Genomic DNA, 19938 nt, shown 5'->3' on the forward strand with positions numbered 1-19938 from the left:
AATGTGAGCGCCAACGCCGAGAATACCCTGATTCAGGCACTGCAGAACCCGGAGCTGTATGACCATCCGGTGGACGGCTTCCAGACCATTGAAACCCATATCTCCGTGGTGATCCTGACCGGCGATTACGCCTACAAAATCAAAAAGCCGATGGATTTTGGCTTCCTGGACTTCTCCACGCTTGAGCGGCGCAAACATTTCTGCGAAGAGGAGCTTCGCCTGAACCGTCGCCTGGCTCCGGGCCTTTACCTGGAGGTCGTGCCGATCACCGGCTCACCGGAACAGCCGGTACTCGGCGGAGAAGGAGACGCCTTCGAATACGCCATCCGGATGCGCCAGTTCGACCAGCAACAGCTGTTCGACAAGCGCCAGGAGCGGGGTGATCTGCCAGCGGAACTGCTTACCAGCCTCGCCCGCCAGGCCGCCGGTTTTCATGACAGTCTGCCACCGGTGGATGACGACAAGCCCCTGGGCACGCCGGAAGCGGTGCATGCCGCCATGCAGGAGAATTTTGACCAGGCCCGTCCCCTGCTGGAAGACAAGGCTCTGCTGGAGCAACTGGACAACCTGGAAGAGTGGACCCGCACCACCTTTGAGCGCCACCGGGACCTGATCGCCCGGCGCCGGGCCAATGGCCTGGTCCGGGAATGCCATGGCGACCTCCACCTGGCCAACATCACGGTGTTTGAGGGTGAGGTGACGGTCTTCGACTGCATCGAATTCAACGAGCCTTTCCGCTGGATCGATGTCATCAATGATCTGGCCTTCCTGCTTATGGATCTGGAATCCCGCCGGGAGCCGGCTCTGGCCAATCATGTGCTCAACACCTACCTCGAGTACCGGGGCGATTTCGAGGGACTGGCCCTGCTGCCGCTGTACAAAGCCTACCGGGCCATGGTGCGAGCCAAGATTGCCCTGTTTACCCTGGGCAATTCCGGCCTGAGCGATGACGAGCGCGATCAACTGATGGCCAGCTACCGCACCTATGCCCAGCTGGCGGAAGACTATGGGCAGATTCCCAACAACTACCTGCTGGCGACCACCGGGCTGTCCGCCAGCGGCAAAACCTGTGTCAGCGCAGCGCTGTCCGGCGAACTGGGGCTGATCCGCCTGCGCTCGGATGTCGAACGCAAGCGCCTGCACGGCCTGGGGCCACTGGCGGACAGCAAATCCGGGATCGGCACCGACCTGTACAGCCCGCAAGCCACCGAGCAGACCTACCAGCACCTGGCACAGAGGGCCGGTGAACTGCTCGATGCCGGCCTGTCCGTCATTGTCGACGCGGCCTGCCTGCGACACACCGAACGGGCCCTGTTCGCGGATGTGGCAGAGGAACGGGGCACGCCCTTCCTGCTGGTGCACTGTGAAGCCCCGGAGGACATGCGCCGGCAGTGGGTAAGAGATCGCAAGGGCGACGCTTCCGAAGCCACCGAAGAACTGCTGGACGCCCAGCAGAGCTGGTTTGAGCCGCTCTCGGCGGAAGAGAAGAAGCACACGATCCACCTGCGCACCGAACAGGCCCACGTGGCCGAAGCCGTAGCCGACCGGATCCGGCAACACCTGGGGCAACTCTGAGCAACGCCGTGGGTTTCAATGCCGGCCAGAACAGCTAAACTCCGGTTTATCACGCAAACAGTCATGGGTTAGATATGGACGACCATCACGAGCACGAAACGCATCCGATTGACCATCCGCTGTACGAAACCCTGCGGGATGAGGACGTCAAGGCCTTCAATGAGGAAAAGGGCAAATTCAAGGATGACCTGCCAAGCTTCGCCCATGGCGATTTCCGGGGTCTGGATCTGCGTGGGCTGGATGCCACCGGCATGGACTTTCGGCACGCCTATTTCCGGGGTGCGGACCTACGGGGTATCGACTTCTCCAAATCCCGGATGGAAGGAGCGAGCATTGCCAGCGCCAAGATCTCCGGCTGTTATTTCCCGCACCGTCTGTGCGCAGATGAGATCGTCATGTCCCTGAACCACGGCACCCGCATGCGCTACACCATTCTGCCCAAATAACCCCGTGGCCGGGCGCGGCTGGTGCCCGGCCAGCACTCACTCATCCAGTACCACCGGCACTGGCTCTGTCAGCGACAGGCCGCCGCTGGGGTTCCCTTCTTCGTCGGCCAGGTCGGCTCGCCAGGCCACCACCTCAACACCGGCCTCGACCGCCTGCCTCAGTAACTGGCCGTATCGGGCATCGATGTGATCTGCAGGCCTCACCTCGTCAATCCCGGTATGATTGACTACAAAGAACAGAACGGCCCGATCACCTTGAGCCACCTGCGCCATCAGCTCGCGCAGGTGCTTCTGGCCACGCTCGGTGACGGCATCCGGGAAAAAACCGGTGCCCGCTTCTGCCAGGGTCACGTTTTTCACCTCCACCCAGGCATCCGGCCGGGACGGATGGCCGGAGAGCAGCAGATCAATCCGGCTTTTCTCTGCACCGTAGCGCACCTCTGACCGGCAGCCGGCATAACCGGCCAGGGACGGCACACGCCCGGCTTCGATTGCCTCCCGGGCCTGATGATTGGGCCGAGCGGTGTTGATACAGGCAAGCACGCCGGGCGCGGTTTCTACCAGCTCCCAGGTGTATTTCAACTTGCGTTTGGGGTTGTCGCTGGCACTCAGCCAGACTCTTGCGTCGTCTGGCTGACACCCGAGCATGGAGCCGGTATTCGGGCAATGGGCGGTAACCTCCGCCCCGTCCGGCAGGCGGACATCGGCCAGGAAACGCTTGTAACGGCGGATCAAACGGCCCATTTGCAAGGGTTGTAAAAACTTCATGTAAACTCCCCCAAAAAGTTGGCACCACAAGGCTGGTACCCCTGTTACTTATCTGCTATTTTCCGCAGATTCCTTTTTTCAGGACGATTGCTTTATCCGGGACGAGCCGCCCGCCCGGGCTGGTGTGGCGGAACATGGCGTCCCTGTAGAGTACAAACAAGAGGCCAGGATCCATGGCAGATACTGCACAGAACGCAAGCGAAGGTTTCTCCAATTTCACCCCTTACGAGATGAAAAAGGGTGAAGAGTACATGAGCCCGGAAATGCTGCAGCATTTCAAGAATCTGCTGCTGCAGTGGCGGCAATCGCTCATGGAAGAAGTGGATCGTACCATGCATCACATGCAGGAAGATGCCGCCAACTATGCTGATCCCAGTGACCGGGCCAGCCAGGAAGAGGAATTCAGCCTGGAACTGCGCACCCGGGACCGTGAGCGCAAGCTGATCAAGAAAATCGACAAGACCATCGATAACATCGACAAGGACGACTACGGTTTCTGTGAACAGTGTGGTGTTGAGATCGGCATCCGCCGTCTGGAAGCTCGCCCGACAGCCACTCTGTGCATTGACTGCAAAACCCTGGCAGAAATCCGGGAACGCCAGACCGGCATCTGATTTCCGTCAGGCCGCTCCGTGGCGAGCGGCCTGACGCCTGTCCTTCCCCATGGCATCACAACACTACCGCGGCCGGTTTGCCCCCTCTCCCACCGGCCCACTGCACTTCGGTTCACTGGTCACGGCCCTGGCCAGCTGGCTGGAAGCCAGAGCAGCCCGTGGTGACTGGCTGGTTCGGATTGAAGACCTGGACCCCATGCGCGAACCACCCGAGGCGGCGCAGCAGATCCTTCATTCCCTGGACTGTCATGGCCTGTCGGCGGATGAGCCCGTACGATGCCAGTCCGAGCGTCACGAGGCCTACCAGAGGGTGATCAACCAGTTGCTGCAACAGGGCCGGGCCTATCGGTGCGCCTGCTCCCGCAAGCAGCTTCGGGCCAATGGCGGCTACCACCCCAATCACTGTCGGAGCACGCCTACGGTACCCGAGGGTGCGCCCCATGCCGTACGCTTCGCCCTGACCGACGAAAACAGCCACTGGCTGGATCAGTTACTGGGACCACAGGAGCAACGGGTCCGCGCGGAACTCGACGACCCCGTCATTCTGCGCAAGGAAGGTTTCTATGCCTACCAGCTGGCCGTGGTGTTGGACGACATCGACCAGGGGATCACCGACGTGGTGCGAGGATCAGATCTGCTGGACACCACGGCACAGCAGCAACAGATTTACCACGCGCTGGGTGCCACGCCGCCCCGGTGGCTACACATCCCAGTCATCCTCAATGACCAGGGCCAGAAACTCAGCAAGCAGACCCATGCCCCGGCGCTGGATGACAGCCAGCCGGCGCGAAACCTGACCCGGGCCCTGACCGCACTCGGCCAGCAACCCCCCGCAAGTCTGGCCGATACTACGACCGGCACGGTGCTTGACTGGGCGCTGCGGCACTGGCGCCGGAGCGCGATTCCCCTGACATCCGGACAGGCCCATGGTATAAACCCGGGGACACATTCGGCTTCGGATCACTAGACCGATGTACATCTACCGCCTGGTTTTTCTGCTGGTACTGGCCATCTACATTTTCTCACCGAACATCCTTGAATGGTGGACGTCTCCGGATAACGTCTGGTACAGCCCCTACATTATCTGGAGTGCCCTGATCGGTATCGGACTCTGGCTGGAATGGCGACGGGATCCCAATGAGTTTTAGCGCAACCGGCCTGCTTGGGGCCAGCCTTCTGTACCTCTTGTTACTTTTTGGGATCGCCTGGGGTAGTGAGCAGAGCACCCTGCTTCGCCGATGGGTCCGGCATCCGCTGGTCTACACCCTGAGCCTGGGCGTTTATGCCGGGATCTGGGCCATCTACGGGGCCGTGGGGCTGGCGGCGGAATCCGGCTATGGTTTTCTCGCCTATTATCTTGGCATCAGTGGCGCCTTCCTGCTGGCACCGGTGCTACTCAACCCCATTCTCCGGATCGGCCGGGCCTACCAGCTTACCTCACTGGCGGATCTGTTCGCCTATCGCTACCGCAGTCAGTGGGCCGGCACATTGGTCACCCTGTGCTCAGCCGCAGCCATCATGTCGCTGCTGAGCATGCAGATCCAGGCTGTGTCTGTCTCCGCCAGCCAGTTGGCGCCCGACACCTCGCCCAAGGTGATCGCGGTGATGTTCGGACTGATGGTGGTGCTGTTCACCATCCTGTTCGGTTCACGGCGGAACCAGAGTTCCGAAAACCACGAAGGCCTGGTGCTGGCGATTGCCTTTGATTCGCTGGTAAAACTGGCCGCCCTGCTCGCCCTCGGAGCAACCATTCTGTTCTCTGTTTTCGGAGGCAATGCCGGCCTCGAACAGTGGCTCGCCCAGCAACCGGCGAATGAGACCAACATGGCCACGGCCGTCAACGATGGCAGCTGGCGGGCACTGTTGCTGATGTCGTTTGCGGCCGCTCTGGTCCTGCCGCACATGTACCATATGACGTTCAGTGAGAACCCCTCGCCCCGGGCGCTGGCCAAGGCCAGTTGGGGCCTGCCCCTGTACCTGCTGCTGATCGGACTGCCGGTACCTCTGATTGTCTGGGGCGGCCAGGCGCTTTCAGTAGACACTCCCGCTGCATTTTTCAGCATCGGCGTCGCCCGGGCGCTGGACCAGCCGGCCCTGACACTGCTGGTATACACCGCCGGCCTTTCCGCCGCCAGCGGCCTGATGATCGTCAGCACCCTGGCCCTGGCCGGCATGGTACTGAACCATGTGGTGCTGCCGCTGCGGACCCCGCGAGACCAGACCGACATCTACCGGTGGCTGCAGTGGGTCAAACGGTTTCTGATTGCGCTGATCCTTTTCTTCGCCCTTCTGTTCCACGAGCTGATCGGCCGCCAGCTGGATCTGGCCATCCTTGGCGCCATTTCCCTGACTGGCACCCTGCAGCTACTGCCCGGCGCCCTGGGTGTGCTCTACTGGCCGGAAGGCAACCGGCGTGGCGTCATCGCCGGACTGATCACCGGGCTGGCCATCTGGCTGGTGACCCTGGTCCTGCCCTTCTCCTACACCCTGGATCTTCTGAATGGGCTGGACCTGCCGGTTCTGCCCTCCCGTGACAACTGGTACCTGTTTACCTTCGCCAGTCTGAGCGCCAATGTGGCGGTATTTGTGCTCGTCTCCGTACTCAGCCCGGCCTCCACCGAGGAAACCCGCGCGGCCCAGGCCTGTTCGCTGGGGGCGCTGTCCCGGCCTCGCCGGCGGGAACTGCTTGCCGGCTCATCCAATGAATTCATCCAGCAGTTGGCCGCGCCTCTGGGCGTCAGCGTCGCCCGACGCGAGATTGAGCGGGCGCTGAACCAGTTAAAACTGCCGGCGGTGGAGTTCCGCCCCTACCAGTTACGCCGCCTTCGGGACCAGGTTGAGGTTAACCTGTCCGGTCTGATGGGGCCGTCTGTGGCGAGGGACATTGTCAAACGCCACCTCGGCTTCAAGCCGTTGACCCGGGGCACCACCGGTCAGGATATCCGCTACGTGGAGCGGGCCCTGGGGGATTACCAGAGCCAGCTCACGGGGCTGGCCGGTGAACTGGATAACCTGCGTCGCCACTACCGCCAGACGCTGCAGAACCTGCCCATCCCGGCCTGTTCCGTCGGTGAGGACGGCGAGATACTGATGTGGAACCACGCCATGGAAACCCTCACGGATATTCCGGCCGACGAAGTGGTGGGCGCGAAACTGCTGGCGCTGCCCGGACACTGGCAGACCCTGCTGGACGACTTCAACCGGGGGGATGACCTCCACCGTTACAAGCACCGGCTTGACCTGCAGGGGCGCCCGCACTGGCTGAACCTTCACAAGGCCGCCCTCAGCGGCCCCGATCACCCGGAAGGCGGCTCCATCATTCTGGTGGAAGATCAGACCGAAACCCGCCTGCTGGAAGACGAGCTGATTCATAGCGAGCGGCTGGCATCGGTCGGTCGCCTGGCCGCCGGCGTCGCCCATGAAATTGGCAACCCGGTCACCGGAATTTCGTCACTGGCCCAGAACCTGAAACTGGAAACCGACGACCAGGATATCCTGGAAACGGCCGACCAGATCCAGCAGCAGACCCGGCGGGTATCGGCCATTCTCCAGTCCCTGATGAATTTCGCCCGCACCGGCAACCACGCCCAGGCCAACCGCTACGAACTGGTCAGCCTGCGCCGGTGCGTGCAGGAATCCATCAACTTGCTGTCCCTGAGCGACAAGGGCATGGGCATCGAGTATCACAATGACTGCCCAGAGGATCTGGCGATTCTGGGTGACGAACAACGGCTGGTGCAGGTCTTCGTCAATCTGCTGGCCAATGCCCGGGATGCCTCACCGGAGGGCGGTATCATCCGGATCAGTGGAAACCGCGACGGCTACTCCGCTATTATCGAGGTCATCGATGAAGGCTCGGGGATTCCGGCCGATCAGCTTGATCATGTCTTCGAGCCTTTTTACACCACCAAAGGCCCCAACAGTGGGACCGGGCTCGGACTGTCGCTGGTCTACAGCATCATCGAAGAGCACTATGGCAACGTCCAGGTGGAAAGCCCCGCGAATCGCGAAACCGGTCGGGGCACCTGCGTGAGGTTGCGTCTGCCGGCCTATGAGCCCGACACTGACAGTCGTAATCTCAGCCCGAACCAAAGGTCCTGAACATCTATGCCGCGAATCCTGATTGTTGAAGACGAAGACATTATCCGTTCAGCCGTGCGCAAGCTGCTGCAGCACGCCGGCTACGAGGTCACCGATGCAGTTTCCGTGGAGGAAGCCGTGGAGCGGGACCCGGACAGCTTCGATCTGATCATCACGGACCTTCGCCTCCCCGGAGCTGCGGGCACGGAAATGATCAACCGGGCACCCAATACCCCGGTCCTGATCATGACCAGCTATGCCAGCCTGCGGTCGGCGGTGGACTCCATGAAGATGGGTGCCGTGGACTACATCGCCAAGCCGTTTGATCACGATGAAATGCTGGCGGCTGTGGAAAACATCCTGGCCCGGCGCAGCCCCCCTGAAAGTCCCGCCACGGGTGATGAAGCCGGCGGCACGGGCAACGAGATCGATCCCTCCGACATCATGTATGGCGAATGCGAGTCGATACAGAAAGTCTTCACCCTGATTCGCAAGGTGGCACCGACCGAAACCACCGTGCTCATTCACGGGGAATCCGGTACCGGCAAGGAGCTCGCCGCCCGGGCCCTGCACCTGCTCAGCCCAAGGGCCTCCAAGCCGCTGATATCCGTGAACTGCGCCGCGATCCCGGAAAGCCTGATCGAATCAGAGCTGTTCGGCCACGAAAAGGGCGCATTCACCGGCGCGGTCTCCGCCCGTACCGGCCTGATTGAGGCAGCCGACGGCGGCAGCCTGTTCCTTGATGAGATCGGCGAACTGCCGGCGGAAGCCCAGGCCCGCCTCCTGCGGGTACTGCAGGAAAGCGAGATCCGCCGGGTGGGGTCCACCCAGAGCCGCACGGTGGATGTGCGCATGATTGCCGCCACCCACCGGAACCTCAAAGCGATGACCCGGACCGGCGAATTCCGGGAAGATCTATACTACCGCCTCAACGTGATGCAGATCCGCCTTCCCCCCCTTAGGGAACGCCGTGGCGACATCCTCGGGCTGGCCCGCCGCTTTCTGGCCCGCCAGGCAGAAAAGCTGGGCCGCCGCGACCTTCGACTGAGCCCGGAAGCCATGCAGTTGCTACAGCGGTACCGGTGGCCCGGTAACGTCCGGGAACTGGAAAACGCCATCGAACGGGCGTCCATCCTGGCCGACGGCGATGTCATACCGCCCTCGGTACTGGACCTGGACGGCGATACCGACGACGAATACATCCCCGATACCCTGGTCGAAGGCAACCACGAGCAGATGGCGCCGAGAGAACCGGATTCTGCCAGCGACCTGTCGCTGGAGGACTATTTCCAGCACTTTGTTCTGGAGAACCAGGACCGGATGAGCGAGACCGAACTGGCCCAGAAACTGGGAATCAGTCGTAAGTCCCTGTGGGAACGCCGCCAGCGGCTGGGTATTCCCCGCAAGAAAACCTCCGGCAGTTGATTGACCCACCACACTCCAGGTAACAGGCCGCACCTGTTACCTTCCTGTTCCTCACGGTAACACTCCCTTTCCTGGCACCGCCTCCGTGGTAACACTTACCCCCAATACGGGGTAACACTTATACAGACGATCCCCATAACCCACTGTTAATAAAGGATTAACCAAAACTGGCACGAGCACTGCAATACCTTAAGCGCACAACAACAAAAACAAGAGTGACAAAGCAGCGCCACAACAAAAACAAAAAGCTGCTGGAAGCGCCCGGCAACAAAAACAGGGCGCAAGCGAACTGAGCGTTTTGGGTACTGAGCTTTTTAGTGGTCCCAAGGCATGTGCGAGTTGTAAACGTGGAGAAGAATCGTCTTCCAGACGGCACCGCGGCTACTGTGAACACGCACCATGTCCCTGACTACTCTATGTATTCAAAGCTTTCCGTTTGCGTTGCTTGATATCCCGAACGTGGGATGACGCAGTGGGAGTAGAACAACCAACAAGAATCCCGGCAACAATAAAAACAATGCAGATCGTCAACGCTTTCAGGGCGGATTCGTGAAAACGGGTCCGCCTTTTGATTTTCTGGCCCCTGCCTCACCTGTGCCACCTCCATGCCACCTCAGACATGGGCAAATCCTGCGCAAACCGGTAGACTTGCCGTTTTTGCACACTGCAAGCACAGAATTACATGCCAAAACGACTCGTAGACAAGCTCCGTGCCTTTATCCCCGGTAACGGGAAAAAGAAGCCCCGACAGTACCAGCGTCAGGAAATTCCCCGGGACCAGCACAACCTCTCCCGCTCCATGATCAGTGAAGCGGCCCGGAAGGTGCTGCACCGGCTCAACAAATCCGGCTTTGAAGCCTACCTGGTGGGTGGCGGCGTAAGGGATATCCTCCTGGGAGGACAGCCCAAGGATTTCGACATTGCCACCGACGCGACCCCCGAAGAGGTGCACGACCTGTTCCGGAACTCCCGCCTGATCGGCCGGCGATTCCGCATCGTGCACGTGGTGTTCGGGCGCGAAATCATCGAGGTGACCACCTTCCGCGGCAACGCCCGCAATACCGAGGAAGATCTCGCGGAGGATGAGCACAAGACCAGCGAGCATGGTCTTCTGCTCAGGGACAATGTCTACGGCACCCAGGAAGAGGATGCCCTGCGCCGGGACTTCACCATCAACGCCCTCTATTACTGCATCCGCGATTTCACGGTGATTGATTTCACCAGTGGCGTCGAGGATATGGAAAACCGGCTGATCCGTCTGATCGGGGACCCTGAGACCCGGTACCGGGAAGACCCGGTACGAATGCTGCGGGCCATCCGGTTTGCCGCCAAGCTCGGCTTTGATATCGAGCCGGAGACCGAGGCTCCTATCCGGGAACTGGCGCCGCTGCTGACCCATATCCCGCCGGCCCGTCTGTTCGACGAAGTGCTCAAACTGCTCTCGGCGGGCCACGGCGAAGCCACCTATGACCTGCTGCTGGACTACGGGCTGCTGTCACCGCTGTTTCCGGAAACCGCCAGGGCCCTGGAGGCCGGTGAACCCGATGAACTGATCCGCCAGGCACTGCGCAACACCGACGCCCGGATTGCCCGGGGCAAGTCGGTCAGCCCCTACTTCATGTTTGCCGCCATGCTCTGGCCGGCCCTGCAGGTCGAGTGGCGCCGCCGCCAGGACAATGGCGATCCGGTACAGCCGGCACTGCACGGCGCCATAGGCAAGGTCATCGGCCGCCAGGTACAGGCCACCGCCATCCCCAAACGTTTCTCCGGGCCCATGAAGGAAATCTGGGAAATGCAGATGCGTCTGCCCCGCCGCCAGGGCAAGCGGGCCTTCGGCACCCTGACTCACCCCAGGTTCCGTGCCGCTTACGATTTCCTGCTGGTACGGGAAGCCGCCGGGGAAATCGAGCCCGGTCTCGGGCAATGGTGGACCGACTTCCAGCAGGCGGATGAGCAGGGTCAGGAAAAAATGCTGACCCAGCTCGGCTCCGCCGGCCCACGCAAACGGCGCAAGCGTCGCAAACCGGCCAACAAGCCCTCCTCATGACCACCACGGCCTACATCGGACTGGGCAGCAATCTGGCCGACCCGGCCAGCCAGCTGGCCCACGCCGTGGCCGAGCTGGCCGGTCTGCCCGGCACGGTCCTGGAAGCCCAGTCGCCCTTTTACGCCAGCCGCCCAGTGGGCCCGGCCGATCAACCGGACTTCATCAACGGAGCGGTCAGACTGGCGACCAACCTGGACGCTCATCAGCTGCTGGATCAGATGCAGGCGATTGAGCAGGCCCATGGCCGGGTGCGCGTTCAGCACTGGGGGCCACGGACCCTGGATCTGGACCTTTTGCTGTTCGGCGAGGCAGTGATCCACGATGACCGGCTGACAGTGCCGCACCCCGAGCTCCCCAACCGGGATTTCGTGCTTCAGCCTCTGCTGGATCTGGCCGCTGACCTGACGCTCCCTGACGGTCGCAGCATCGCCGCCCTGCGCCGCGACTGCCCGGACAACCAGTTGCGCAAACTCCCGCCGCTGCCCCGGTGAAGCATTGCCCGGCCGGCCGTGGCTCTTGTCTACGGCATACCCGGACAGTAATCTAGACACCTGTCCCAACGGCCGGATGACACCGGCGATGACATGCCCATCCACCCACAAGGCAAGGATCCTATGGCAGTTACCATCAATACTCTGCGGGAATACAAACAGAAGGGCGAAGCCTTTTCGGCCCTGACTTCCTATGATGCCACCTTCGCTCAGGTTGTCAGCGAAGCCGGCGTGGATGTCATCCTGATCGGCGATTCCCTGGGCATGGTGCTTCAGGGCAACGACAGCACTCTGCCGGTCACCATGGACGAACTGGTTTACCACACCCGTTGTGTGGCAAAGGGCAACCGGGGTTCCCTGGTCATGGCCGATATGCCGTTCATGTCCTATGGCACTATTCCCGATGCACTGGATAACGCCGCCGAACTGATGCGCGCGGGCGCGCACATGGTCAAGCTTGAGGGCACGGACTGGATGAAAGACACCATCCACGCCCTGAGCGAACGGGGTGTGCCGGTGTGTGCTCACCTCGGGCTGACACCTCAGTTTGTGAACAAACTTGGTGGTTACAAGGTGCAGGGCCGCAACGAAAAAGCGGCGGAAGCCATGATCGAGCATGCTTGTGAACTGGAGGCTGCGGGAGCGGATGCCATTCTGCTTGAATGCGTACCGGCACCGCTGGCTGCCCGCATTACCCAGGCAGTTCAGGCCCCGGTCATCGGCATTGGCGCCGGCTCCGGCACCGATGGCCAGGTACTGGTGGTGCACGACATGCTGGGCCTGACGACCGGCCACAAGCCCCGGTTCGTCAAGGATTTCCTGGCGGAGAACGCCTCCATATCCGAAGCGATTGCGGCCTACCATCAGGCCGTCAAAGCACGCACATTCCCGGCCGAGGAGCACACGTTCAAAGCATGAGAACCGTCCACTCCCTCAAAGAACTTCGCACCATCCTGCGTGGCTATCGCCAGCAGGGCAAAACCATCGGCCTGGTGCCCACCATGGGCAACCTGCACGACGGCCACATCTCACTGGTCCGCAAGGCCACCGAGGCGGCCGACGTGGTGGTCACCAGTATCTTCGTGAACCCGATGCAGTTTGGCGCCAACGAAGACCTGGACACTTACCCGCGCACCCTGGCAGATGACCAGGAAAAGCTGCGGCTGGCTGGAAACACGCTGGTCTTTGCCCCCACCGCGGAAGAGATCTACCCGGAAGGGCTGGCCCGCCAGACCCGCGTGGTGGTGCCGGAGGTCAGCGAAGGACACTGCGGCGCCAGTCGCCCCGGTCATTTCGAGGGCGTGGCCACGGTAGTGAGCATGCTGTTCAACATGGTTCAGCCGGACTTCGCCGTTTTTGGCGAGAAGGATTTCCAGCAACTGGCCGTGATCCGGAAAATGGCCCGTGACCTGCTGATTCCGGTGGAGGTTATTGGCGCCCCCACCGTGCGCGAAGCTGACGGTCTGGCCAAAAGCTCCCGCAACGGCTATCTGTCGGAAGAGGAGCGGGCCATTGCCCCGACACTGTACAGAGCCCTGGAGACAACGGTCGCCGAACTGGCCAGTGGCCGGACCGATTTTGAGGCGCTGGAGACCGAAGCTCAGCAGACACTGACTGGCGCCGGCTTCAGACCCGACTATTTTAATATAGTGAACAGCCAGACTCTCAAACCGGCAACCGCAGAGGATCCGGAGCTGACGGTTCTGGCCGCCGCCTTTCTCGGGACGACCCGGCTCATCGACAATCTGTCGGTCAGGCGGTAGTCACCGGAATCCGCCTGACAACGCAAGGATGTCACTATGCCGAACAGCCCGTCCCTGACCCAGCGCCCGGAATGGCAACGACTGGAACAACTGCGACAACCGCTGTCCGGCATCACCATGAGGACGCTTTTCGACGGCGACCCGGAACGTGCCAGCCGATATCTGGTCCGGGCAGCTGGGCTCACTCTGGACTTCTCCCGCAACCGCTTGAACGATGACATTCTCAGCGCCCTGACCGATCTGGCAGATGCCTGCGGCCTGGAGGCAAAGCGCGAGGCGCTGTTCTCCGGGGCTCGGGTCAACCTCACAGAACAGCGCCCGGCCCTGCACACCGCTCTGCGGGCGCCGACAGACAGTGACCCGGTCCGAGTGGAAGGCGAGGACGTTCTACCGGAAGTTCACGCCACGCTCGACCGGATGGAGCAACTGGTCGAAGATGTCCAGCAGGGCCGGAAAACCGGCCACACCGGTAAAGCCTTCACCGACCTGGTGAGCATCGGTATTGGCGGTTCCTTCCTTGGCCCGAAACTGGCCACGGAAGCCCTGGTTCCTTTTCATCAGGGCAGCCTTCGCTGCCACTTCGTGGCCAATATTGACGGCACGGATATCCAGCGCACCCTGGCGGACCTCAACCCGGAAACCACCCTGTTCCTGGTCCAGTCGAAATCCTTCCGGACCCAGGAAACCCGGGAAAACAGTCTGGTAGCCAGACACTGGCTGGTGGATGGCCTGGGCGATGAATCCGCCACCGAAGGCCATTTCCTGGCCGTGACCACCAACACCGAAGGGGCGGCCGACTTCGGCATCAGGGTTGATAACCAGTTTCCCATGTGGGACTGGGTGGGCGGCCGTTACTCACTGTGGTCTGCCATCGGTCTGCCTATTGCGTTTGTTATCGGCATGTCCCGGTTCCGCGAACTGCTGGCCGGAGCCCATGCCATGGATGAGCATTTCAGGGAGGCGCCATCCGACCGGAACCTGCCGGTGCTGATGGCCATGCTCAGTGTCTGGTACAACAATTTCTGGGGGGCCCAAAGCCATGTGGTAGTCCCCTATGACGAATATCTCCGCTTCCTGCCCGAGCACCTGCAGCAACTGGATATGGAAAGTAACGGCAAGCGGGTGCAGCAGGACGGCAGCCCGGTGGCGGTCGATACCGGCCCGGTACTCTGGGGTGGCGTGGGTGCCAACGGGCAGCACGCCTACCACCAGTTGATTCATCAGGGCACCCGACTGATTCCGGCGGATTTCATCGTTCCGCTGCGCTCCCATAACCCGGTAGCGAGCCACCACGCGGCCCTGTATGCCAACTGTCTGGCCCAGGCCCGGGCCATGATGGCCGGCAAAACGGAAGCGGAGGCAGAGCAGGAGTTGCTGGCGTCAGGCCTCAGTGCAGAGGAGGCACGCTGGCTGGCCCCGCACAAGACCATTCCCGGCAACCGGCCGTGCAACCTGCTGACCATGGATCAGCTCACTCCGGCCACTCTGGGGGCCCTGATTGCTCTGTATGAACACCGAACCTTCGTCCAGAGTGTGATCTGGGGCATCGACTGTTTTGATCAGTGGGGTGTGGAACTGGGCAAGCAGATCGGCCAGCACATCCTACCCAGACTGCTGGAGGGGGCCCCGGAAGGGACGGCCGGCGACAGTGCCACCGACCACATGATTGATCTATTCCGCCGCGCCAACGGCCTCTGAAATCAGCTGGCCGCGCCAGCGGAAATCTACCGGCCACAGTTTCTGATCACGACGGTAGTCCTGCCATAACTCACCGTAGGTTTTGCCACAGGCGGGATGGGGAGTGCCTGGGGCAAGGTCGGCAAGGGGCCGGAGAACAAACGCATTTTTCAGGATTTCCGCCCGCGGCAGTTCAATGCCATCCACCGTGCCCACGCGATCGTCGTGGGTCAGGATATCCAGGTCCAGCGTCCGCGGACTGAATTTGGGGGCGCCGGCACGGCGGCCGTTTTCTGCCTCCAGCTGTTTGAAACGCCGGGACAGCTCCCCTGGCGACAGCTCGGTATCGATCCCCACCACCAGGTTCAGGAAATCGGAGCCCTCGAAACCAACCGATTCGCTCTCATACACCGGCGATACGGAGAGCTCACCAAACCAGTCCGCCAGGGCATCAAGGGCGGAGGCCACGTGCCGGTAACGGTCAATGTTGCTGCCGATACTGATGTACACGCGACTCATGACCGCTCTCCCCGTTCAATGCGAACGCCCACCGCCGATGCCGCCGGTACCGCCCCGGGCTTGCGCAGAGTCAGCCGCAGCCAGCTGATCCCGAAATGTGACTGAAGCCCGGCGGCGAGCACTTCCGCTGCACGCTCAACCAGCTGGGGTTCAAGCTGCCGAATACAGCGCGACACGAATTCGGACACCGCGGCATAGTCCAGAGCATCGGCAACATCATCGCTGGCGCCGGGCGCACGGTTGTCCCAGGCCATTTCCAGGTCCACCAGCAGGCGCTGGGTAATGTCCCGCTCCCAGTCATACACACCGATGACGGTCTCCACCGCCAGTCCTTCGATGAAAACGATATCTGCCAAGCCCGACTCCCGCTGTGTTCCACTCATGGCTGATTGAATAATGCACAGGCAGCGGATACTGTGATCCGCCGAAGCCCGGCATTTTCTCACAGAACACCCGGTGGCGTCTGCGCCACCGACAGCGGAACCATGGATGTGAACAGCAACCCGATCCTCATTGTCTCTCTCTGCTTTGCCGCCTATCTGGCCGGATCGGTGCTGTTTGCCATGCCCGTGTGCCGGGCATGGCAACTGCCGGACCCGCGGGTGCTGGGCTCCGGCAACCCCGGGGCCACCAACGTGTTCCGCAATGGCGGCTGGAAGCCCGCGCTGGTCACCCTGCTACTGGATGCGTTCAAGGGCTGGCTGCCGGTCTGGCTGGCCAACGTGGCGGGCTTTTCCATCATTGTGCAGGCGATGGTTGCCCTGTGCGCGGTCACCGGCCACATGATTCCGGTGTTTTACCGGTTCAAGGGGGGCAAAGGCGTGGCAACGGGCCTGGGGGCTGGGCTGGCGCTGGCGCCGCTGACCACCGGGCTGATGGCCGTGCTCTGGCTGCTGGCGATGTGGCGCTGGCGGATATCCGCCCTGGCCTCAGTGATCGCCATTGTCAGCGGACCGGTGATCAGCGCTTTACTGGAACCGGATACTCTGCCCCTGTTCGGGCTGCTGACACTGCTGATTGTGGTGCGCCACCGCAACAACCTGATCCGATTGGCGCAGGGCCGGGAAACCGGTCTCTAACCGACCAGACCCTCCGCCCGCGGTTCATTGACCGGAGGCAGTGTATTCATCGGCCAGCGCGGCACCGAGACGATACGCTCGCCATCGCGCTGCCCGGCCCTCAGGCGTTGGGCACCGGCGTAGGCGATCATGGCGCCGTTATCGGTACAGAATTCCGGACGGGCATAGAACACCGAGCCGGACAGCTTGGCCGTCATGGCCTCAAGGCCTGCCCGCAACCGTTTATTGGCACTTACGCCCCCGGCAATCACCAGCCGCTTGCAGCCGGTTTCCTGGAGCGCACGCCGGCACTTTATTGTCAGCGTGTCCACCACGGCGGCTTCAAACGCCAGGGCGATATCCGCCCGCACCTGCTCATCCAGCTCACCCGCCTCGCGGGCCCGGTTGACCGTATTGAGAGTAAAGGTCTTCAGCCCACTGAAACTGAAATCCAGCCCCGGCCGGTCCGTCATCGGCCGGGGGAACCGGTAACGGCCCTCTCGACCTTTCTCGGCCAGTGCCGCCACCCGCGGACCACCCGGATAATCCAGGCCCAGCATTTTGGCGGTCTTGTCGAAAGCCTCGCCAGCGGCGTCGTCCACCGATTCGCCCAGCATCTGGTATTCACCAATGCCGTCCACCCGGACCAGCTGGGTGTGCCCGCCGGAGACCAGTAGCGCCACAAACGGAAAGGCCGGCGGGTTGTCCTCCAGCATTGGTGCCAGCAGGTGACCCTCCATGTGATGAACACCCAGTACCGGAATCCCCAGGGCGAAGCCCAGGGCGTGGGCGACGGAGCCGCCCACCATCAAGGCACCGATCAGACCCGGCCCGGCCGTATAGGCAATGCCTTCAATATCCTGGCGCTGCTTGCCGGCTTCTGCCAGCACCTGGTCACACAGGGGCAACAGTTTGCGCACGTGATCCCGCGACGCCAGTTCCGGAACCACTCCCCCATAATCGGCGTGCATGTCGGTCTGACTGAAAAGGGCATGGGCCAGCAGGCCCTTCTCATCATCAAACAGGGCCACGCCGGTTTCGTCACAGGAGGTTTCGATACCAAGAATCAGCATAATCAGCGCCGTATCGGGAAGAGGGTTTCAGGAAAGCGGCCATTCTAGCAGAAACCCGAGAGCCTACATCAGTTTCGCTGAACAATGATTGACCTCCCCGTGGTCAGCGGCTATCATTGCCGCCCTTAGATGTGCACTGGTCGAGTTTTAGCCAATCTGACCAGGGATCGAGCCGAACGGAGTCGTCCGTCGGAGACAATTTGAAACCGAATCTATCAGGTAGGTGATTTTCGAATGCCAGCTGTTAAAGTGAAAGAGAATGAACCGTTTGACGTAGCACTGCGTCGCTTCAAGCGCTCCTGCGAGAAGGCCGGTGTCCTGTCGGAAGTGCGTCGTCGTGAGCACTACGAGAAGCCGACTGCCGTTCGCAAGCGCAAAGCAGCCGCAGCGGTCAAGCGTCATCTCAAGAAGCTTCAGCGCGAGCAACGCAAGTTCGAGCGTCTGTACTAAGTTTCAGCAGACATCGACTGCACAGACCGACTGCCGGGACTGACTGACGTCAGAGCCGGTAATCAGAAAATGCCGCCGGGGCCTGGCTTCGGCGGCATTTTTGGCTATGGCGAAAACAGTACGCCGGGGCAATCCGGGTGAGTGAGCCAGCATGAGCGGAATGATCCCCCAACGATTCATTGAGGATCTGCTTGATCGCATTGATCTTGCGGAACTTATCGGCTCGCGCATCACTCTCAAGAAAGCCGGCGCTAACTACAAGGCCTGCTGCCCGTTCCACGACGAGAAGACTCCCTCATTCAACGTCCGGCCCGACAAGGGGTTTTACCACTGTTTCGGGTGTGGTGCGAGCGGAGATGCCATCAGCTTCATCCGTGAATTCGAAGGGCTGGGCTTCACCGAAGCCGTCGAGGAACTGGCCAAGCGCGCCGGGGTTGAAGTGCCTTATGACCAGGCCGCCCGGGAAGAAATGCAGCAGGCCCGCACCTTGAGCGATGCCCTGGATTTCGCCGGCCGGTTCTATCATTCGACACTGGCCAGCCAGCAGGGCACCCATGCCCGGGAATACCTGCAGCAACGAGGCCTGGACAGTTCCATCATTGAGCAGTACCAGTTGGGCTTTGCACCGGGCACCGGCACCGCCCTGTTCGATGCCGCACCACAGGATCTGAAGCAGCCTCTGATCGAGACGGGCACGGTGTCCAACAAGTACGAGCGGCCCCGTGACCTGTTCCGGAACCGGGTCATGTTCCCGATCCGCAACACCCGGGGGCGCACTGTGGCCTTCGGCGGCCGAACGCTGGGTGACGACAAGGCGAAGTACATCAATTCGCCGGAATCCGACGTCTTCCACAAGAGCCGGGAAATTTACGGGCTTTACGAGGCCCGCAAAGCGATCCGGCAACTGGACCGGCTGCTGGTGGTGGAAGGCTACATGGACGTGATCGCACTGGCCCAGCACGGCATTCATTATGCTGTCGCCACACTGGGCACCGCGACCAACCAGGACAGCCTGACATCACTGCTCAAACAGGTCAGGCACATTGTCTTCTGCTTTGACGGCGACCAGGCGGGGTTCCGTGCCGCCGAAAAAGCCATGGAAAACGCCCTGGAACTGATGGTAGACGGCCTGCACCTGCAGTTCCTGATGCTGCCGGAAGGTGAGGACCCGGACACCCTGGTACGCAAGGAGGGCCCGGAAGCCTTCCAGAAGCGTGTTGATGGCGCCACGCCGCTGTCACGGTTTCTGTTTGACCGTCAGGGCGAAGGGCTCGACCTGCAACTGCCGGAGGACCGCAGCGAACTGCGAGCCCGGGTCGAGCCACTGCTCAACCGGATGCAGCGTACCACCCTGCGCAATGCGCTCTGGCAAGAGATGCAGCGCCTGTGCAACGCCGGCAATCAGTGGCGTGGCCGGGACTCACGGGGATGGCGCGGTGAACGCCGGGAGCGCCCGGCAGAAGAGCGGATCGGCGTCAGGCTGAGCAAGGACAGTCTGCTCTGCCTGGCCCTGCTGGAAGCCCCGGAACTGGCAAAGGAAGTGACCGATCTGGCGGCCAGCTCACGGCAGTATAACCAGGCCCGGGGCCTGGCGGAATGGATCCAGGCGCGGGAGATCGCTGGCCGCCGGGGACTGGTCAGGGCGCTGGCTCTGGACACACAGGCCCGGGATCGCTTCTACCATCTGTTTGATGGCATGGAGCACATTCCGGCCCGGGAAAAAACCCTGGCCAGTGCGCGGGAGATCCTCTCCCCGGAAGACGAGACCCAGCGGATCCAGCGCAAGCTGGCCCTGGTTCGCAGCGGCGAAATCGACCTGGCCAGCCTGTCGGCACAAGAGCGCCAGGAACTGAAAAGGCAACTCACCCTGGGCAAAACCGGGGATGCCTCTTGAAACCGGCCCCACTGGTCACCATCTAACCGTTCAGTGGCGGAGCAACCGAGCGACAGCT

General features: G+C 61.8%; 19 protein-coding genes. 15 read left to right on the forward strand and 4 right to left on the reverse strand.

What is annotated here, in order from left to right; all coding sequences use genetic code 11:
• Positions 1–3 precede the first annotated feature (3 nt).
• The gene (locus HNR38_RS06325; protein WP_183700953.1) at positions 4–1575 is read left to right on the forward strand and encodes an AAA family ATPase; all 1572 of its coding nucleotides are present in this window, start codon (positions 4–6) and stop codon (positions 1573–1575) included.
• Positions 1576–1649: 74 nt separating this feature from the next.
• Entirely contained in the window at positions 1650–2021 is a 372-nt protein-coding gene (locus HNR38_RS06330; RefSeq protein WP_183700955.1) for a pentapeptide repeat-containing protein, read from the forward strand.
• Between the two features lie 36 nt (positions 2022–2057).
• On the opposite strand, the gene sfsA is transcribed toward HNR38_RS06330, so the two are convergent.
• Positions 2058–2789, reverse strand: a complete 732-nt coding sequence (gene sfsA, locus HNR38_RS06335; protein WP_183700957.1) for a DNA/RNA nuclease SfsA — start codon at positions 2787–2789, stop codon at positions 2058–2060.
• A 173-nt stretch (positions 2790–2962) separates the two neighbouring features.
• Between sfsA and dksA the strand changes: the two genes are divergently transcribed.
• The 10 genes from dksA (at position 2963) to pgi (ending at position 14907) form a co-directional block, all read left to right on the forward strand.
• Positions 2963–3403: an RNA polymerase-binding protein DksA gene (dksA, locus tag HNR38_RS06340; RefSeq protein ID WP_183700959.1), complete on the forward strand. Its 441-nt coding sequence runs from the start codon at positions 2963–2965 to the stop codon at positions 3401–3403.
• Between the two features lie 49 nt (positions 3404–3452).
• On the forward strand, positions 3453–4370 hold the full coding sequence (gene gluQRS / locus HNR38_RS06345) for a tRNA glutamyl-Q(34) synthetase GluQRS (protein WP_183700961.1): 918 nt from the start codon (positions 3453–3455) through the stop codon (positions 4368–4370).
• 4 nt (positions 4371–4374) lie between these two features.
• Entirely contained in the window at positions 4375–4551 is a 177-nt protein-coding gene (locus HNR38_RS06350; protein WP_183700963.1) for a hypothetical protein, read from the forward strand.
• On the forward strand, positions 4541–7504 hold the full coding sequence (locus HNR38_RS06355) for an ATP-binding protein (RefSeq protein WP_183700965.1): 2964 nt from the start codon (positions 4541–4543) through the stop codon (positions 7502–7504). Before HNR38_RS06350 ends, HNR38_RS06355 begins: the two co-directional genes overlap by 11 nt.
• 6 nt (positions 7505–7510) lie before the next feature.
• Positions 7511–8908 (forward strand): sigma-54-dependent transcriptional regulator, encoded by a 1398-nt coding sequence (locus HNR38_RS06360; RefSeq protein ID WP_183700967.1) that lies wholly within the window; start codon positions 7511–7513, stop codon positions 8906–8908.
• Between the two features lie 682 nt (positions 8909–9590).
• Positions 9591–10955, forward strand: a complete 1365-nt coding sequence (pcnB, locus tag HNR38_RS06365) for a polynucleotide adenylyltransferase PcnB (protein WP_183700969.1) — start codon at positions 9591–9593, stop codon at positions 10953–10955.
• Positions 10952–11446 (forward strand): 2-amino-4-hydroxy-6-hydroxymethyldihydropteridine diphosphokinase, encoded by a 495-nt coding sequence (gene folK / locus HNR38_RS06370; RefSeq protein WP_183700971.1) that lies wholly within the window; start codon positions 10952–10954, stop codon positions 11444–11446. Before pcnB ends, folK (HNR38_RS06370) begins: the two co-directional genes overlap by 4 nt.
• A 123-nt stretch (positions 11447–11569) precedes the next feature.
• Positions 11570–12364, forward strand: coding sequence for a 3-methyl-2-oxobutanoate hydroxymethyltransferase (panB, locus tag HNR38_RS06375; protein ID WP_183700973.1), 795 nt, complete (start codon positions 11570–11572; stop codon positions 12362–12364).
• Complete coding sequence (gene panC / locus HNR38_RS06380) at positions 12361–13209, forward strand: pantoate--beta-alanine ligase (protein ID WP_183700975.1); 849 nt, start codon at positions 12361–12363, stop codon at positions 13207–13209. The genes panB and panC overlap by 4 nt, the downstream gene beginning before the upstream one ends.
• 36 nt (positions 13210–13245) lie before the next feature.
• Entirely contained in the window at positions 13246–14907 is a 1662-nt protein-coding gene (gene pgi, locus HNR38_RS06385; RefSeq protein WP_183700977.1) for a glucose-6-phosphate isomerase, read from the forward strand.
• Here pgi and folK (HNR38_RS06390) read toward each other — a convergent pair.
• Complete coding sequence (gene folK, locus HNR38_RS06390; RefSeq protein WP_183700979.1) at positions 14881–15405, reverse strand: 2-amino-4-hydroxy-6-hydroxymethyldihydropteridine diphosphokinase; 525 nt, start codon at positions 15403–15405, stop codon at positions 14881–14883. The two genes, pgi and folK (HNR38_RS06390), sit on opposite strands and share 27 nt — an antisense overlap.
• Positions 15402–15761 (reverse strand): dihydroneopterin aldolase, encoded by a 360-nt coding sequence (gene folB / locus HNR38_RS06395; RefSeq protein WP_183700981.1) that lies wholly within the window; start codon positions 15759–15761, stop codon positions 15402–15404. Before folB ends, folK (HNR38_RS06390) begins: the two co-directional genes overlap by 4 nt.
• A 129-nt stretch (positions 15762–15890) precedes the next feature.
• On the opposite strand from folB, the gene plsY reads away from it, so the two are divergent.
• The gene (plsY, locus tag HNR38_RS06400; protein ID WP_183702001.1) at positions 15891–16484 is read left to right on the forward strand and encodes a glycerol-3-phosphate 1-O-acyltransferase PlsY; all 594 of its coding nucleotides are present in this window, start codon (positions 15891–15893) and stop codon (positions 16482–16484) included.
• Here the strand turns inward: plsY and tsaD are convergent.
• Positions 16481–17536 carry a tRNA (adenosine(37)-N6)-threonylcarbamoyltransferase complex transferase subunit TsaD gene (tsaD, locus tag HNR38_RS06405; protein ID WP_183700983.1) on the reverse strand — a complete coding sequence of 352 codons (1056 nt, stop codon included), beginning with the start codon at positions 17534–17536 and terminating at the stop codon, positions 16481–16483. The genes plsY and tsaD overlap by 4 nt on opposite strands.
• Before the next feature lie 234 nt (positions 17537–17770).
• On the opposite strand from tsaD, the gene rpsU reads away from it, so the two are divergent.
• A complete protein-coding gene (rpsU, locus tag HNR38_RS06410) occupies positions 17771–17986 on the forward strand; it encodes a 30S ribosomal protein S21 (RefSeq protein ID WP_007153483.1) in 216 nt (71 codons plus the stop codon).
• Between the two features lie 151 nt (positions 17987–18137).
• On the forward strand, positions 18138–19880 hold the full coding sequence (gene dnaG, locus HNR38_RS06415; protein ID WP_183700985.1) for a DNA primase: 1743 nt from the start codon (positions 18138–18140) through the stop codon (positions 19878–19880).
• Positions 19881–19938 lie beyond the last annotated feature (58 nt).

Source organism: Marinobacter oulmenensis (genome assembly GCF_014201735.1).
In the GTDB taxonomy this organism is placed as follows: Bacteria; Pseudomonadota; Gammaproteobacteria; order Pseudomonadales; family Oleiphilaceae; genus Marinobacter; species Marinobacter oulmenensis.

Excerpts from the sequence above, each read along its gene's own strand:
- panC (WP_183700975.1), top strand. The coding sequence starts at position 12,361 with ATGAGAACCGTCCACTCCCTCAAAGAACTTCGCACCATCCTGCGTGGC.
- rpsU (WP_007153483.1), top strand. The coding sequence starts at position 17,771 with ATGCCAGCTGTTAAAGTGAAAGAGAATGAACCGTTTGACGTAGCACTG.
- folK (WP_183700971.1), top strand. The coding sequence starts at position 10,952 with ATGACCACCACGGCCTACATCGGACTGGGCAGCAATCTGGCCGACCCG.
- HNR38_RS06330 (WP_183700955.1), top strand. The coding sequence starts at position 1,650 with ATGGACGACCATCACGAGCACGAAACGCATCCGATTGACCATCCGCTG.
- dnaG (WP_183700985.1), top strand. The coding sequence starts at position 18,138 with ATGAGCGGAATGATCCCCCAACGATTCATTGAGGATCTGCTTGATCGC.
- folK (WP_183700979.1), bottom strand. The coding sequence starts at position 15,405 with ATGAGTCGCGTGTACATCAGTATCGGCAGCAACATTGACCGTTACCGG.
- pgi (WP_183700977.1), top strand. The coding sequence starts at position 13,246 with ATGCCGAACAGCCCGTCCCTGACCCAGCGCCCGGAATGGCAACGACTG.
- pcnB (WP_183700969.1), top strand. The coding sequence starts at position 9,591 with ATGCCAAAACGACTCGTAGACAAGCTCCGTGCCTTTATCCCCGGTAAC.
- gluQRS (WP_183700961.1), top strand. The coding sequence starts at position 3,453 with ATGGCATCACAACACTACCGCGGCCGGTTTGCCCCCTCTCCCACCGGC.
- HNR38_RS06350 (WP_183700963.1), top strand. The coding sequence starts at position 4,375 with ATGTACATCTACCGCCTGGTTTTTCTGCTGGTACTGGCCATCTACATT.
- HNR38_RS06360 (WP_183700967.1), top strand. The coding sequence starts at position 7,511 with ATGCCGCGAATCCTGATTGTTGAAGACGAAGACATTATCCGTTCAGCC.
- plsY (WP_183702001.1), top strand. The coding sequence starts at position 15,891 with ATGGATGTGAACAGCAACCCGATCCTCATTGTCTCTCTCTGCTTTGCC.
- tsaD (WP_183700983.1), bottom strand. The coding sequence starts at position 17,536 with ATGCTGATTCTTGGTATCGAAACCTCCTGTGACGAAACCGGCGTGGCC.
- panB (WP_183700973.1), top strand. The coding sequence starts at position 11,570 with ATGGCAGTTACCATCAATACTCTGCGGGAATACAAACAGAAGGGCGAA.
- dksA (WP_183700959.1), top strand. The coding sequence starts at position 2,963 with ATGGCAGATACTGCACAGAACGCAAGCGAAGGTTTCTCCAATTTCACC.
- HNR38_RS06355 (WP_183700965.1), top strand. The coding sequence starts at position 4,541 with ATGAGTTTTAGCGCAACCGGCCTGCTTGGGGCCAGCCTTCTGTACCTC.
- sfsA (WP_183700957.1), bottom strand. The coding sequence starts at position 2,789 with ATGAAGTTTTTACAACCCTTGCAAATGGGCCGTTTGATCCGCCGTTAC.